A 15983-nucleotide genomic window follows, 5' to 3' on the forward strand; every position below is an offset into this window, starting at 1 on the left:
ATAAGCTTTCCACTATTATTTACTACATGGCTCTTAAATCAAATTTATTATTTTTAATGTTTATTCTTTATGGCCGTTTTTAAATATAACATTTCATCAAGCTTTTTTAATACAACTTCACTTATTTCTGTAGTACTTTGTATTTTTACACATTTTAATTGTGGATTAAATGAAGGCCTTTTCTTTAAATGAATATCAAGTTTCCTACATATATTTTCTGCTATATTTAATATTTCATTTTGATTATAGCTATCAGTTACTTCTATATTCCATCCACTAATTCTAGCTAATTCATTAATCTTATTTATATTTATATTTCCTGCTTCTGGTGATATAAATGTAAGTTTCATAAACCCAATCCTTATTATACTTTTTTTATACGGTTTAAATAATTCATCTTTAAAGCCTGTCTTTTTATAAAATTCCTCTTGTATATCTGATATATCCTTTTCTCCATTTAATTTTACTATAATTTTATTTTCACCAATATGATGTGATATTTTGCTTACCAGTTCATAACCTATAAGTTCTTTTATTAACCCATCAACAGCTGCGAAATTAGTCTGTTCATTGATTTCTATATTCCATTTAAGTTCTAAACTTAAATCATGTACTTCTGTTTGTGTTGGTTCTTTATCCTGAAGCTTTTTATTTAGTTCATGTCCATTAACTGGTAAAAACATAAATAACCTTTTGTTATCCTGTTCAAAATATACAGTTTCAATAAGTAATTTTTGAATATATTCTATTTTGTCCTTACTTATAACTTTTTCTCCCCATATGCAAAGTAAGTCTTCTGATGTAAATGCTCTCTCACCATAATTATCTATTATAAACCTTCTTAATTCTTTTAATTTTTCTGCATCTATATCATCATTTCTATTCATTTTATAATTTAAGCTCTTTCTTAACTGTTTTCTTGGTTTTATTATATTTATTTCATAAGAATCTCCTACTCTTGGTATATAAGTCCTTGTACTAGACAGAACTAGAAACAATAATAAAAGGTTCTTTTGATTTTAATATTTCATCTCTATTATATTATCATCATATGTTGATTCAACTATTGCAACATCTGGTCTAAGTTTAGGAAATTTAGCCCCTTCAACTGCTATTTGTGGAAATAATGAAAAATCTCCACTATAAAAAAGACTTCCTTCATCAGATATTAAATAAACACGTGCTGCTCCTGGTATATGCCCCGCCATATAAAATATTACTTTTATATCTTCAAAAATTTTGAACTCCGTTTCAAAATTATAAGTATATGTTCTATTTAACACATCTTCTACATTAGATTCACTATAAAGAGGTATTTCAACTTCTCTTCCATTCATAATTTTTATACTATCGTAAAGTAAAACCCTCATCAAATCCTTTGTCATGTTGTTACAATAAATTTTGGCTAAAGGATATTCTTTTGCTATAACAGGAATGATATATTCATCTTAAATACGTCCTCTCTTTTAAATATTCTATCCTTGCAAAAGAGCCATGCAGCAAATCAGGTTTCACCCGCATTTACTACATGGCTCTTAAATCAAATTTATTTTTTACTTATACATATAACACACACTTTTTGTTATATGTATAACTTTTCCTATTCTACTGTAACTGATTTAGCTAGGTTTCTTGGCTTGTCTACGTCACAGCCTTTTTCTATTGAAACATAGTAAGATAAAAGTTGTAGTGGTATAACTGAAAGTATTGGAGCTAATATTGCCTTAACTCTTGGAATGTAGATTGCTGAATCTACAGTCTTTTCAATTACATCGTGACCTTCCATAGCTATTCCTATAACATTTGCTCCTCTTGTTTTAACTTCTTTGATATTGCTTAGCATTTTATCAAATAAGTATTCTTGAGTTGCAAGAGCTATTACCTTTGTTCCTTCTTCTATTAAAGCAATTGGTCCATGCTTTAATTCTCCACCTGCATAAGCTTCTGAATGAATATAAGATATTTCTTTAAGCTTTAATGAACCTTCCATAGCTACTGCATAATCAAGTCCTCTTCCTAAGAAATACATATCTTTATCCATGCAGATTTTTTTAGCAAAGTCTTTAATTAAATCTTTATGATTTAAAACTTCTGCTGCTTTTTCAGAAAGATTTAAAAGTCCGCATTTTATTTTTTCTATTTCTGATTCTCTTACGCTTCCTTTATTTTCAGCAAGATATAAAGCTATTATATACATTGCAATAAGTTGAGTTACATATGCTTTTGTTGAAGCAACAGCAATTTCTGGTCCTGCCCAAGTGTATAAAACATCATCTGCTTCTCTTGAAACTGAACTTCCAACTACATTTGTAACAGCTATAACCCTAGCATTTTCAGCTTTAGCAAGTCTTAATGCAGCAAGTGTATCTGCTGTTTCTCCTGATTGGCTTATAACAATCATAAGAGTTCTTTCATTTATAAGTGGTTCTCTATATCTGAATTCTGAAGCTACTTCTACTTCTACAGGTATTTTAGCAAGCTTTTCTATAGCAGTTTTACCAACCAATCCTGCATGATAAGCAGTTCCACATGCAACTATATATATTTTGTCTATGTCTGCTATTTGTTCCTTTGTAAGAGTTATACTATCTAGACTTATTTTTTGTCCTTTAACTACTCTTGATGTTAAAGTATCTTTTATTGCCTTTGGCTGCTCATGGATTTCTTTAAGCATAAAGTGTTCATATCCACCCTTTTCAGCAGCATCTGCATCCCATGTTACATGGTATATTTCTTTTTCTATTTTTTGTTTGTTTTCATCTAGGATAGTTACTCCATTTTCATCAATAAGTACAAATTCATTATCCTCAAGCAGATATACTTCTCTTGTGTAATTTAAAACTGCTGGTATATCTGATGCAATAAAGCTCTCACCTTCACCAACACCTACTATTAATGGACTATCTTTTCTAACGGCTATAAGTTTGTCTGGCTCATTTTTGCAAATTACTCCTACCGCATAGCTTCCTTCCATTTTCTTAATAGCCTTCATTACTGCATCTAAAAGGTCTCCTTCATAGTAGTAATCTACAAGATGCGGTATAACCTCCGTATCTGTTTCTGATTGAAATTTATATCCTTCTGATGTTAACCAATCTCTTAAAACAAGGTAGTTTTCAATAATACCATTATGAACTACAGCTATTGTTCCATCTCCATTAGTATGTGGATGTGAATTTACATCAGATGGTTCTCCATGAGTTGCCCATCTAGTATGTCCAATTCCTATAGCTCCATTTAAAATATGCTGGCTAAGCTTGTCTTCTAGATTAGCAAGTCTTCCCTTGCATTTCTTTACATCTATATTTCCATCTTCAATAACAGCAACTCCAGCAGAATCATATCCTCTATACTCTAACTTTGATAGTCCTTCTACTAAAATTTCTGCTGCTTTCTTATTTCCTAAATATCCAACTATTCCGCACATAATTTATTCTCCCTTTTTAAATTAATTTTCAAATATAAGGGAAGCCTTTATTCATATTCAATTTTCAGTACCCGACTGAATTTGTACTAAAAATCACTTTTCAGATTTATCAGTCTCTAACGGTAGTACTCTACCGTGGGGCATCCGCCGAATCCTCGATACTCCCCATCCTCGTCAACTTAAGTGAGCCTCCAAATCTTTGATTTGGTAAGGCGAACTTACTCAGCAGGACTCTGCTGAGTTTCCTTTAATCTTTTAATCTTTGATTTGGTAAGGCGAACTTACTCAAGCCTTAGCTTGAGTTTCATTTAACCTTTAAATCTCTGATTTTGTGATGATCGCTTACTCAGACGTTAGTCTGAGTTTCCTTATCACTTAAGTTCTGGCGCTTTTATATAATTTTATTACTATCCTCCTTCCCCAAACTTACTTCTTTGAAAATTGTCTACACTTTCAAGCTTCCTTCAATATTATATTTGACATTATATTATACGTCAATAAAATTAATTTTGTTTCACAATTATTTAATAATTATGAAATAAATTTTGAAAATTCATACAATATATTCCTTATAAACAAAGTACTTATAAAGTTAAAGTGCAGTAAATGAATTAAAAAACTTCATTTACTGCACCTAATTATTTAGTGATTACTTTATTGATTTGCTTTTTTCTCAATCAATTCAGCAAGAGAATGTGCCATTTGATCTAATTCTTCTTGATTCTCACCTTCAAGCATAACTCTAACTAACGGTTCTGTTCCTGATGGTCTTATAAGTACTCTTCCACATCCATCTAATTTTTCTTCTATCTTCTTTATTTCTGCCACGATTTGGCTATCCTTTTCATGAATATCCTTCATATTGTTAGGCACTTTTGCATTTGCTAAAACTTGTGGAAGCTTTGTCATCATAGAAGCAAGTTCTGACACCTTCTTTCCACTTTTCTTTTTAATTGCAGCAAGTTGCAGACCTGTTACAAGTCCATCGCCAGTTGTATTATAATCCAAGAAAATTATATGTCCTGATTGTTCTCCACCTAATACATATCCATCTTTTATCATTTCCTCAAGAACATATCTATCTCCAACCTTAGTTTTTATTGTAGATATTCCTTCCTTCTTGAAAGCAATATCAAGTCCTAAATTGCTCATTACAGTAACAACTGCCATGTTATCCTTAAGTTTTCCCTGCTCTTTTAGATGCTTTGCACAAATAGCAATTATAAAGTCTCCATCTATAAGGTTTCCTTTATCATCTACAGCAAGACATCTATCTGCATCCCCGTCAAAAGCAAGCCCTAAGTCACATTCTTTTCTAACAACATAGTCCATTAATTCTTCTGGATGAGTTGACCCACAATTTTTATTTATGTTTACTCCATCTGGGTCATTATTTATTACAACTACTTCTGCTCCTAATTGTCTGAAAGTATCAACAGCTACTTCATATGCTGCACCATTTGCACAATCCAGAGCTACTTTAAGCCCTTTTAAGTCTGAATCTATAGTAGATTTTGCAAACTCAACATAATCTTCTGTTGCACTTTCTTCTATAATTTTTCTTCCAAGTGCCGCACCTGTAGGAGATGGAATTCCATCTAAATTATTTTCTATTACATTTTGGATTTTATCCTCTAGCTCATCTTTAAGCTTATACCCTTGTCCATTGAAAAACTTTATTCCATTATATTCTACTGGATTATGAGAAGCTGATATTACAACACCTGCATCTGCATTGTATTTTCTTGTAAGATAAGCTACAGCTGGTGTTGGTATAACCCCTACACAAATTGCTTCTGCGCCAACTGATAGAATACCTGCAACAAGAGCAGCTTCAAGCATATCTCCTGATATTCTTGTATCCATTCCAACTAATATTTTAGGTTTATGAGTTCCTTCCGTTAGTACAAAAGCTCCTGCTCTTCCTAGTTTATATGCAAGATCAGCTGTTAGTTCATCGTTAGCAATTCCTCTTACTCCATCTGTTCCAAACAATCTACCCATATTGTTACCTCTCTTTATTGTTTTTTACATATATTTTTAATTATATTACATATATTTTTAATTATATTACATATCTTCTATTATCACAATATGAGTAAATATTGGCATTTGTCAAACAACTAAGCTTTTTATTATATTATTTTTTCAACAGGAAAATACACTTCTGTAATGAATTCTTTTGGACTGCATCCTGCACCTGGACCTTTTATATATTTATCAAAAGGTGGTCTTATAACTTCATAATCATTTTTCTCAACCCACTCCATTAGTGCAGCATATGCCTCTCCTATTTCACTATATGGACCTATAAATGTTGTATGAGCAACCAAACCACCATCAACCGTTTTTGTACTTATTTCCGCTGTTTTCAAGTGCTTATTTACAGGAATACACACCTCTACATCTGCATTTTCCGGATCAAAATCCTTATCATAATATATAGTCATAATTTCTCCTGCTGGTGTCAGTTGATTCTTATAAATATTTTCAAATATCTTACCTATAAGCTTTGATATATCCTCCATTGAAATTGTCTGCCTAAGACTTAAAACTGTCATAGGTTTTAAGTTATCTATAGCTATATCAAATTTTCTTTTTGAAATCATAATATCCGCTCCTTTTTTTAATTGTTCAATATTTTCTTCCATCTCTTTTAAGATAAACTGACTTCTTCTTATTTCTTCTGTTAAATCCAATAATTTTTGCTCAATCACTAATTGTAAATATTCTGAGTCTCTTTTTTTCAATACTTTACTGATTTCTTCTAGCGAAAATCCATATTTTTTTAATTTATTTACAAATAAAACATCTTTTATTTGATCCTTTGAATAATATCTATATCCATTATTAGGGTTCGTATAATCCGGTTTAAGTAATTCTATCTTGTCATAGTGCCTTAACATTTTTGTAGATACTTTTCCTATCCTTGAAAATTCACCAATTGTATACATACTCTCCTCCATGTACCGATACATATTTTCTTATAAGCTAGCTTAATTTCATTATAAGCCTTCCCATAATGTCAAGGTCAACATTTATTGTGAAAAATATGTTAAAACAGTACTTCTTTTAAATCATAAGATAATAAAAAAACATCTTCAGACAGCTATTTAACTGCTTCAAGATGCTTTTTCATAATTTTTATTGTTCTGTTTATACATTCTGCCATAATTGAATTATTTTATATGTTCACCTCATGATATTAAGCATTTACTTTTTCATTCTTACTCTTTACAGCCGCACAAAATCTTTTTCTAATAGTTTCTAATTTTTCTTTTACTTTTTCTTCACTTAAATTAATAATTCTTTTCATTTCATCACTTGTATTTTCTTGATAATTAAAAAGCTCTTTAATCACATGATAACTAGATAACATATAATATTCTGATATATCTTCTTCTGAAAGATATTCATTTAATTCCTTTGAATTAAACATAAGTTTTGAATTAGGTATCATAATATTTTTACAGTATAAATCTATTAATTTATATAATGGTAATTTTAAAGAAGTAAAGAGTTTTATTAATTCAAACAAAGATATATCAACTACATCTGATATATCTAAAGGTCCATCAAAAATATCTTCTTCTGTTGGTTTTCTAACACAATCTACTAGTCTTTCTTCACATGCTCCAAATCTTTTGAAATTTTCTTGTGCAGCTCTCAATGAAACATTATTTGCACCTGTTTCTCCTAAAAATTCTATTTGATATCCATCATCTTCCCAAAAACATATTGGACAAATTTGGTGTGTGCCTGGTGGCTTTTCATCTAATGTTTTATATCCGCAGCAGGGACAAGTATATTTTTGCATTGATTATACATCCTTTCCTATTCAAATATCTTATAATATATCATAATTTAAACTATTACATGACATAATAAATTCATGTATATTATATAGTCTACTATACATTAAATACCTTATACTTGTAATCTTCGTCATTTATTCCAATTGTTAATCTATATATTAATTCAGTAGTTATTAATCATAAAATAAAAACATGTAGAATTATACCTTCTACATGCTCTAATATTTCTTTAATTCTTATTTATATTTGTGCGTACTCTTTCATTATACTCTCTGCGCTCTTTAGTCCATCAACAGCTGCTGACATAATTCCGCCTGCAAAACCAGCGCCCTCACCTGAAGGATACAATCCTTGTAATGAGATACTCTGTAATTTTTCATTTCTTTCAATCTTAACTGGTGCTGATGTTCTTGTCTCTATTCCAGTTAAAATAGCATCCTTTTGTGCAAATCCTTTAATTTTCTTATCAAACTCTATAAGTCCGTCCTTTAAAGTATCCACAACACCATTGGGAAGACATTCTCTTAAATCTGCAAACACATATCCTGGTTTATAGCTTGGTTTTATGCTTCCAAGCTTCTGACTAACTTTATCTTCTAAAAAATCTCCTAATAACTGAATTGGAGCATGATAATTTTCTCCACCTAATTTATATGCAAGTCTTTCATAATGTCTTTGAAATTCCATTCCTTTAAGAGGAGTATCTCCTGTAAAATCCTTTTCTCCAACAGTTACCACTATAGCTGCATTAGCATTTTCTTTATCTCTGCTGTAATAACTCATACCATTAGTAACAAGTCTTCCTTCTTCTGAAGCTGCTGCAACAACATCTCCTCCAGGGCACATACAAAAGCTATAAACTCCCCTATTAGTTTTTGGACTTGTATATGTAAGTTTATAGTCTGCTGCTTTAAGTCTTTTGTGATTTGCAAATTTTCCATATTGGTTCTCGTTTATAAGCTGTTGAGAATGTTCAACTCTCACTCCTATTGCAAAAGGTTTAGGAGACATAAAAATACCTCTTTTATACAGCATTTCATAAGTATCCCTGGAACTGTGTCCAAGTGCTAAAACTAAAGCTTCACAAGGAATTTCTTCTCCATTCACCACAATTCCATAAAGCTTGTTATCTTTTATTTTCATATCCTCAAGCTTACTATTGAACCTAACTTCTCCACCTAAGCTTATTATTTTTTCTCTAATATTTTTTACTACAACCTTCAATATATCTGTTCCTATGTGTGGTTTACCTTTATACATTATTTCCTCTGGGGCTCCAGCTTTTATAAATTCTTCAACTACATAATCACATCTGGAATCTTTAATTCTAGTAGTAAGCTTACCATCTGAGAAAGTGCCAGCTCCCCCTTCTCCAAATTGAACATTGGATTCTAAATTTAATCTTCCATTCTTCCAAAACTCCTTTACTGTTTCAGATCTGTCTTCTACTTTTTCTCCTCTTTCAATAACAATAGGTCTATATCCCTTTTCCGCCATTAACAGAGCAGCAAACATCCCCGCAGGTCCCATTCCAACTACAACTGGTCTGTGATTAAGCTTTTCAGTTCCAAAACTAAATTCTGAATCATATTTGACTTCTTCAATCTTTATATCCTTATTATTAGCTCTAGCTACCACCCTTGATTCACCGTCACACTCTACTTCTACACTATAATTAAACTTTATAGTGTTTTTTTTCCTTGCATCAATAGATTCCCTAAGAATGTTGAATTTCTTTATGTTCTCTTCTTTAATCCTCAATCTTTTAGCTACCTTTTTCTTTAATAATGTCATATCTTCTTCTATATCTAATGCTATATTATTAATTCTAATCGTCATGTTTTTCCTCCAAAATATATACAATATCTTTAATTATTAACGGGTTTACTATTGGTTATACCATCCCCCTGTGAATCATTATTTTGCTCATTTTCTTTTGATGTTTCCTTATTCTTTGTTATATTTACTTTAACAAATTCAATATTTTGTGATATCTTAGTTACCCCTGTGGGTAATTCTATATTAACAGGAACAGTATATTCACCTTCATCTAAAGACTGTAAATTAACAAAGCATTCTATACTGCTGCTTGTTAAAGAATCAAGTATACTCTTTCCCCCTGATATTACTATAGATACATTTTCTTTTTCTAATTTTGCACTAGCTCCCTTTTCTAAATTTTTCATGTTTATGCTGAGGTTTATATTTTTTTGTACTACCTTATCCAAAATAATTTCCGCACCAATATGCTGTTCATCCTGAACTAACTTTATTCCCTGTGGTAGAATCAAGTTTAATTTTAAATCAGTTTTCTCAGATGTTAAAATAGTCAAATCTATAGGTTCAATTTCTAATTTATCTATGCCAACCAAAGCCTTAGGTTCTCCAGTAATTACAACTTTATCTATTTTAGGCTTAATGGATTTCAAAATATAATTAGAATTTAGTGCTCCTTTTGTTTTTATATTTATTCCTACTTGTTTTGTTTTTTGAATAGGAACTACAACATCTACAAACTTAGATGACAATTGAACCTCTGGTATTTCTCTCCCTGCTTTATCAACAGCTTTTAGGTTGGCTAACAATCTTACATTCTTATCAGCATTATCCATTTTTATTTCTGCAAAAACTTCTTCAACATTATTGACATATTGTTTTGCTCCCCTTACAACAACAGTAGAAGGAGTTATAATTGGAGCTTCTTTATAAAATCCATTCTTGGATTCCCCATTAATTTTAGGTTTTATTGTAAAAGATTTTTCTACATAATCATCAATATTTATTGTAATCCACATAGCTCCATCATTTATTATGTTAATATTTCTATTAGGTTTTTTTACAATATTTATAGGTACCTTATTACTGCCTTTTTTCAGGGCATAAGCACCAATATCAGCAACTATTTTAAATTCCTCTGGTCTGACTGAATAAATCTCTGCTGGTGTTCCTGTTATTCTTAGATTAGTTGTAAACTGCTGGTTTGGCAGCAATATAAGACCTGATTGAATTAATACATCTTCATTAATAACCTGTATAGGAATATTAGTTAGCTTATATGTTTTATTTACAGTTTCATCATTAGAAGTATAAAGCCACAAAACAAAAGCAGCTATAACACAACATATTTTTATTATTAATTCTTGTCTGCTCTCCCTAACCATGACTTCACCTTCTCCTTGTATGTTATCTTTTTATTATTTCTACATTCAATAATTCTAATTAAAATATCTTTTAATTTTTCCTTAGTATAATGTCTGGTTAAATTTCCATTTACAGCAAGAGAGATCATTCCTGTCTCCTCTGATACTATTATAGTTAACGCATCTGATACTTCTGATATTCCTATAGAAGCTCTATGTCTGGTTCCTAACTGCTTATTTATTGTATTATTGTTTGTTAAAGGCAAAAAACACCCTGCCGCTACAATCCTATCATTTCTTATTATTGTAGCTCCATCATGAAGTGGAGTATTTACAACAAAAATATTTTCTAATAGCGCGGATGAAATAATCGCATCTAATTTATTTCCTGTAGCAATTATATCTCCAAGACCTGTAGTCTGTTCTATTACAATAAGAGCACCCGTTCTGATTTTTGAAAGATTTTCTACTGCATTCACTATTTCTGTTATAACTTCATTTGTTTTTTCTTCATCTTCAAAAATATGTTTGTCTGTAAAAGCACTTCTTCCTATGTGCTCAAGGGCTTTTCGTATTTCTGGCTGAAAAATTATTACAAAGGAAAGAACTCCAATAGTTAATGTTTTATTAAGTATCCAATTTAAAGTTGTTAAGTGAAATATACTACTAATTGGAATAAGAAGTATAATCAGAAGGATACCTTTTAATAATTGTTCCGCCCTTGTTTCATTCATTAACATATATATCTTGTAAAAAATATATGAAACAACAATAATATCTAATATAGACGTTATGCTAATATTTTTTACTGTATTTATAATTAAGTTTACAACATCCACCTAGTTCACCTCTTGCTTCTAATTTCTATTATAATTATACACTATTGTTTATTTATTAATAATACAAAGTGGTTAAATTAATAAATATTTATTAATTTATTATAATCTAACTAAGAAATATTTTATTAATTTGCTGGAATAATATTATCATTATGTTAATATAAAAGTATAAATTACTGTAAGGGAGTGAATTATTTGAATGCATCAAATAAAAAATTAGTAAATTCTTTACTTCTTACTTTAGCTTTTTTCATCATAGGCATAGGTGTTTTCTATGGAACTTATTACTTCTTTATAAGTAAGTCTATGTCTTCTTATGAAAAAGTAGTAAAAACAGAGATAAATAATATAAATAGAATAAATGAAACAACTTCTGTATTTACTAAAGGTCAAACCATAGATACAGAAAAAATTCTAAAGGAACTGCCTTCGTATGTATCTTCATTAAAAATCTCTGAAGAAAGATTAAGGAAATTAACTGTTAATAATAAATACAGCAATGATCACAAGAATTTACTCATAGGCTTGAAAGAAAATATCTCTATGTACGACCAAATATATATAATTTGTAAAAACACTGAAAATGTAACTCTTGATAAAGCTTTAACTTCATTGCAGAATTATAGAAATAATTGTATGAATCACTATACTTTAATTTCTATGAATGACACAAAAATTGATTTACCAAAAGAATGTATCAATTTTATAAATAATACTGTTTATTTTACAGAAAAGCAAATTAGGTTAAATATTGATAATAAAATAGCAAATAGTCAGAACAAGGATTTCCTGAACTCTCTAAATAAACTTGTAGATACCTTTACTCCTATAAATAAAAACTTATCTCTACAAATAGTCGAAGCTAGAAGCAATAAAGAAGGATATGATAAATTGATAAATAATATCAACAGCTATCAGGATACTTTAAACAGTTTAAAGAGTAACGCATCAAACTTAACCATACCTAATGATGGTACAGCTTTATATAAATCCTTTATAAAAGTTTTGAATGATTATAATGGATACATACAAGATTTTAAATATGCTGTGAGAACTGAAAAATTAGCTTATATTTCTAATTCAAAAGATGATTCTATAAACAAATTATATGAAAGTTCCAATGAAAAATTCAAAATACTAAATAGTGATTACGATATTTTTTTGAAAGAATACAATACATTTAAAGATAATCTATTAGTAAATAAAAAAGTGACTAAAATTAGTCACTTTTTTATTTGCTAATACAAATTTTATATTTTTGAATTATTTTTTTTTTTACGGGAACAATATTTATAGCCTACTTATTCAGCTCCATAAATTTTATAAGGAGAGGATATTAAAAATGAAAAAAGTATTTGTTAGCATAATGACACTGCTTGCTGTGGTAATCTCACTATTTAATTATGCCAACGCCAAAATTCTGTGTGATTCTGAAACGAAAAATTTATACAAGGAGGAAGCACAGGTAGTAACTGTTTTTAACAACAAAGGAAGAAATATTTATATAACTGATTCAGATATACATTTAATGGCACAGATAGTATATGCCGAAAGTAATGCAGAACCATATGAAGGAAAAGTAGCAGTAGCGTCTGTCATATTGAACAGACTTCAAGATTACAGATTTCCTAATAACATTGAGGGAGTCGTAAAACAAAAAGCCGCTTTCTCCTGTGTCAAGAATGGTAAAATACATGCACAACCTAATGAAAATTGTTATCGTGCTGTAAAGGATGCTTTACATGGTAAAGATCCTACAAATAATGCCATTTACTTTTATAACCCAAAGATTGCCACATCCAAATGGATGAAAAATATAAATAAATCAAATACAAAAAAGATTGGAAATCATGTGTTTTTCGTCGTAAGATAATTTATTTAATAAATTCTTTTCAAAAGCTTACACATGCATATTAATTATAATATGCCATAAAATATACAAAGCAGTTCATCATCATAAGATTATGAACTGCTTTTCTCGTACTTCCATTTAAGAAATATTTTCTATCGCTGCCAATGCAGCAATTTGACCTTCTCCTGCTGCCTTCATGTACTGATATGGTTTTCCAGTACAATCTCCAGCAGCATAGCAATTTTTAATATTTGTTTGCATTTTCCTATCTACTTTTATGTGTTCATTTTCCATTTCCAATCCTGGAACTAATTGACTAGGAGAAATACTATCTTTCAACATAAATACTCCATCTGTATCAATAGTATCCTTTTTCATAACTATTTTTTCAACTCTGTCACCACCTAAAATTTCTAGTGGATTATCATTTACTACCTTTATATTATCATTCAGTCCATAATCTCCTCTATACATAGGAACATAATACAAATCTTTAGCAAGCTCACTTACATAGTTTGCTTCCTCTTCTGCTTCCTTATTATACCCTATTATAGTTACAGTCTTACCTTTATACAAAGGAGCATCACAAGTAGCACAATATCCTACTCCTCTACCTAAAAATTCTTCTTCACCTTTTATTGGTTTATCATACTGCATTCCAGTAGCTAAAATAATTGCCTTAGCTTCATACATTTTTTCATTAACCATTAAAGCAAAATAGTCACCCATAGCATAGATAGAATCTATTCTTTCTTCAGTTATTTCAATTCCCATTTTTTCTATATGTTCTTGAAAATATTTTCCTAATTCTACCCCGGTTACATTGTAAAATCCTAAGAAATTATTTATCTTAGGTGCTTTTATAAGTTTTGCACTTAAATCTTTATTTCCAAAAACAATAATATTCTTATTTCTAATTTTAGCATTTATTGCAGCCTCAAGTCCTGCTGGACCAGAACCAACAATAGCTATATCATATCTTTCACTCATCTTTTTACCTCCTTTATATTATAAAATCCCACAATACAGTTAAAGTATTGCGGGACATGTATCCTAAAGATGTTTGGCAATTATGCTTTGTATATCTTGTTTTGGTCTAAATCCTACCACAGTATCTACAACTTCTCCATCTTTAAATACCATAACGCAAGGTATGCTGGAAATTCTATATTTTTGTGCTATTGCAGAATTTTCATCAACATTAATTTTAAAGAATTTAGCTTTACCATTCATCTCTTCTGCTAATTCATCCATAACAGGTCCTAGCATTCTGCATGGTCCGCACCATGGTGCCCAAAAGTCTACAACAGCTGCTTGTTCTGAATTTATTACTTCTTGAATAAAATTTGATCCACTTATTTCTCTTACCATAATATCCCTCCGTCCTATTTATATACCCCGTTGGGGTATGCTTTATATTATTAATATACCTCTAATCCCTTTATAAGTCAAGTGTAAATTTATATTAATTAATAATTATTTGCAATTATCAATTATCTTTTCGTATAACTTATTGTCTCCAAAAGTCTAATTTTTAAAATACGGTATACAAAATTAAAAATTATTTTGTATACCGTATTTTATCTCTACTGCTTGTTAATTATGTTCTTAATAATAGAATTATTATATTGAGAAGCTGAATAATTATTAACAAGCTTTATTGCATATTCTTTTGATTTATTTAAATTTACATCTTTATATATAAGAGTAAGTCTATATAATACTTCCGCCTCATAGCTTCCTTTTGGAAACTTAATATCATATTCTGAATAATACTTTAGAGCTTTTTCATTATCTTCACCTTTTTCATAAGCAACACCTAGCATATACACAATATCCTGATATAAATAATTATCTTTTCCATATAAATAAGCTTTTGATAAATTATCTATGGTATTCTTATATTCTTTAGAAGATACTAAAAATTCACTACCCTTTGTATAAAAATATTTTACTCCTTCTTTTTTTAGAACTTCTTCACACTGTGATAATAAAATTTTGTCATTAATCTTTAACTCTGTTTTTTTCCACTTGGAAACATATCCATGAAGCTTATAATACTCTTTACTTCCTAAGCTTTTTTTTATATCTTCATGTGGAAATACTTCTTCTTGTTTTTTTTCAGTTTTAGTATTAATTTTATTATTGTCTGCTTCTTTAGTGGTAAGCTGTATGTTTTTGCTTACATCTGTCTTTTTATCTACAATCTCTTTTTTATCAACATATTTCTGATTTTTTACAGAAGCTTTTATTTTTTCATTATTAAAGCTAACTTTTTTCATAACAGTCATACCATATTTACCTATCAAAATACAAAACATAATTAAAGCTACTGCTGCAATTATTTTTCCATTTTTTTTAAAAGGTTTATTTACAAAGCTTTTCCTTCTAACACCGTACTTAATCAGTTCTTTTCTGTTCATTAAGGCTACATCGTTTTTCATATCAATTTTCAAAACTTCATTTACATAAGGAACAGCTTTTTCATACTGACCATGCTTTACATAGCAAGCTGCTATAGCATTATTTACATTTATGCAATTATAATCACTTTCTTTGCATTCCATAAGCAGCCCTAAAGCTTCTTTTATATTCAATTTCTTAATTAACCCTACTGCCTTTGTATATAAAGCTAATTTTCTCTCATCCTCATTTAATCCTTGTAAATACTTTCTAGACACTTCATCCTCATTAACTTCATAATTCAATTTCCAAAGAGCTTTTGCACTATCTATGTCTCCTTTTAAATAGTACAGCAGTCCTTTTAAACTAATAGAAGCTGTATTATTCATGTTTATAGATATACTCTCTTCACATATCTCTATCGCCTGATCAATATACCCACTCTGATACTTGTTTAAAGCCTTTAGATATAATTTATTTGACTTCTCCATCAGTGCTGCTCATTTT

The 15983-nt window shown here is 29.6% G+C and carries 14 protein-coding genes; 2 read left to right on the forward strand and 12 right to left on the reverse strand.

What is annotated here, in order from left to right; all coding sequences use genetic code 11:
- Positions 1–53 precede the first annotated feature (53 nt).
- The 9 genes from OIO11_RS05385 to cdaA form a co-directional block, all read right to left on the reverse strand.
- Positions 54–998 carry a hypothetical protein gene (locus OIO11_RS05385; RefSeq protein ID WP_268070393.1) on the reverse strand — a complete coding sequence of 315 codons (945 nt, stop codon included), beginning with the start codon at positions 996–998 and terminating at the stop codon, positions 54–56.
- Positions 999–1019: 21 nt separating this feature from the next.
- A complete protein-coding gene (locus OIO11_RS05390; RefSeq protein WP_268070394.1) occupies positions 1020–1385 on the reverse strand; it encodes a hypothetical protein in 366 nt (121 codons plus the stop codon).
- A gap of 215 nt (positions 1386–1600) precedes the next feature.
- Complete coding sequence (glmS, locus tag OIO11_RS05395; protein ID WP_268070395.1) at positions 1601–3427, reverse strand: glutamine--fructose-6-phosphate transaminase (isomerizing); 1827 nt, start codon at positions 3425–3427, stop codon at positions 1601–1603.
- Between the two features lie 654 nt (positions 3428–4081).
- Complete coding sequence (gene glmM / locus OIO11_RS05400; protein ID WP_268070396.1) at positions 4082–5431, reverse strand: phosphoglucosamine mutase; 1350 nt, start codon at positions 5429–5431, stop codon at positions 4082–4084.
- Between the two features lie 131 nt (positions 5432–5562).
- Entirely contained in the window at positions 5563–6381 is an 819-nt protein-coding gene (locus tag OIO11_RS05405) for a MerR family transcriptional regulator (RefSeq protein ID WP_268070398.1), read from the reverse strand.
- Between the two features lie 251 nt (positions 6382–6632).
- A complete protein-coding gene (locus OIO11_RS17150) occupies positions 6633–7244 on the reverse strand; it encodes a CPCC family cysteine-rich protein (RefSeq protein ID WP_326497925.1) in 612 nt (203 codons plus the stop codon).
- Positions 7245–7482: 238 nt separating this feature from the next.
- Positions 7483–9081, reverse strand: coding sequence for an NAD(P)/FAD-dependent oxidoreductase (locus tag OIO11_RS05415; protein ID WP_268070400.1), 1599 nt, complete (start codon positions 9079–9081; stop codon positions 7483–7485).
- A 29-nt stretch (positions 9082–9110) separates the two neighbouring features.
- Positions 9111–10403, reverse strand: a complete 1293-nt coding sequence (locus tag OIO11_RS05420) for a CdaR family protein (protein ID WP_268070402.1) — start codon at positions 10401–10403, stop codon at positions 9111–9113.
- Positions 10376–11221 carry a diadenylate cyclase CdaA gene (cdaA, locus tag OIO11_RS05425; protein WP_268070404.1) on the reverse strand — a complete coding sequence of 282 codons (846 nt, stop codon included), beginning with the start codon at positions 11219–11221 and terminating at the stop codon, positions 10376–10378. The genes OIO11_RS05420 and cdaA overlap by 28 nt, the downstream gene beginning before the upstream one ends.
- A gap of 195 nt (positions 11222–11416) precedes the next feature.
- Between cdaA and OIO11_RS05430 the strand changes: the two genes are divergently transcribed.
- Complete coding sequence (locus tag OIO11_RS05430) at positions 11417–12463, forward strand: hypothetical protein (RefSeq protein ID WP_268070406.1); 1047 nt, start codon at positions 11417–11419, stop codon at positions 12461–12463.
- A 100-nt stretch (positions 12464–12563) separates the two neighbouring features.
- Positions 12564–13094 carry a cell wall hydrolase gene (locus OIO11_RS05435; protein ID WP_268070408.1) on the forward strand — a complete coding sequence of 177 codons (531 nt, stop codon included), beginning with the start codon at positions 12564–12566 and terminating at the stop codon, positions 13092–13094.
- A gap of 117 nt (positions 13095–13211) precedes the next feature.
- Here OIO11_RS05435 and OIO11_RS05440 read toward each other — a convergent pair whose 3' ends face one another.
- The 3 genes from OIO11_RS05440 to OIO11_RS05450 form a co-directional block, all read right to left on the reverse strand.
- Positions 13212–14063 (reverse strand): NAD(P)/FAD-dependent oxidoreductase, encoded by an 852-nt coding sequence (locus OIO11_RS05440; RefSeq protein ID WP_268070410.1) that lies wholly within the window; start codon positions 14061–14063, stop codon positions 13212–13214.
- A gap of 63 nt (positions 14064–14126) precedes the next feature.
- Positions 14127–14444 carry a thioredoxin gene (gene trxA / locus OIO11_RS05445; protein WP_268070412.1) on the reverse strand — a complete coding sequence of 106 codons (318 nt, stop codon included), beginning with the start codon at positions 14442–14444 and terminating at the stop codon, positions 14127–14129.
- 215 nt (positions 14445–14659) lie between these two features.
- Positions 14660–15967 (reverse strand): tetratricopeptide repeat protein, encoded by a 1308-nt coding sequence (locus OIO11_RS05450; RefSeq protein WP_268070413.1) that lies wholly within the window; start codon positions 15965–15967, stop codon positions 14660–14662.
- Positions 15968–15983 lie beyond the last annotated feature (16 nt).

It is taken from the genome of Clostridium sp. ZS2-4 (assembly GCF_026719745.1).
Taxonomy (GTDB): domain Bacteria; phylum Bacillota; class Clostridia; order Clostridiales; family Clostridiaceae; genus Clostridium_H.

What these genes read in the sequence shown, in the direction of transcription:
- glmM (WP_268070396.1), bottom strand. Translation starts at nt 5,431, where the DNA reads ATGGGTAGATTGTTTGGAACAGATGGAGTAAGAGGAATTGCTAACGAT.
- OIO11_RS05390 (WP_268070394.1), bottom strand. Translation starts at nt 1,385, where the DNA reads ATGACAAAGGATTTGATGAGGGTTTTACTTTACGATAGTATAAAAATT.
- OIO11_RS05420 (WP_268070402.1), bottom strand. Translation starts at nt 10,403, where the DNA reads ATGGTTAGGGAGAGCAGACAAGAATTAATAATAAAAATATGTTGTGTT.
- OIO11_RS05415 (WP_268070400.1), bottom strand. Translation starts at nt 9,081, where the DNA reads ATGACGATTAGAATTAATAATATAGCATTAGATATAGAAGAAGATATG.
- OIO11_RS05440 (WP_268070410.1), bottom strand. Translation starts at nt 14,063, where the DNA reads ATGAGTGAAAGATATGATATAGCTATTGTTGGTTCTGGTCCAGCAGGA.
- OIO11_RS17150 (WP_326497925.1), bottom strand. Translation starts at nt 7,244, where the DNA reads ATGCAAAAATATACTTGTCCCTGCTGCGGATATAAAACATTAGATGAA.
- OIO11_RS05405 (WP_268070398.1), bottom strand. Translation starts at nt 6,381, where the DNA reads ATGTATACAATTGGTGAATTTTCAAGGATAGGAAAAGTATCTACAAAA.
- trxA (WP_268070412.1), bottom strand. Translation starts at nt 14,444, where the DNA reads ATGGTAAGAGAAATAAGTGGATCAAATTTTATTCAAGAAGTAATAAAT.
- glmS (WP_268070395.1), bottom strand. Translation starts at nt 3,427, where the DNA reads ATGTGCGGAATAGTTGGATATTTAGGAAATAAGAAAGCAGCAGAAATT.
- OIO11_RS05435 (WP_268070408.1), top strand. Translation starts at nt 12,564, where the DNA reads ATGAAAAAAGTATTTGTTAGCATAATGACACTGCTTGCTGTGGTAATC.
- OIO11_RS05450 (WP_268070413.1), bottom strand. Translation starts at nt 15,967, where the DNA reads ATGGAGAAGTCAAATAAATTATATCTAAAGGCTTTAAACAAGTATCAG.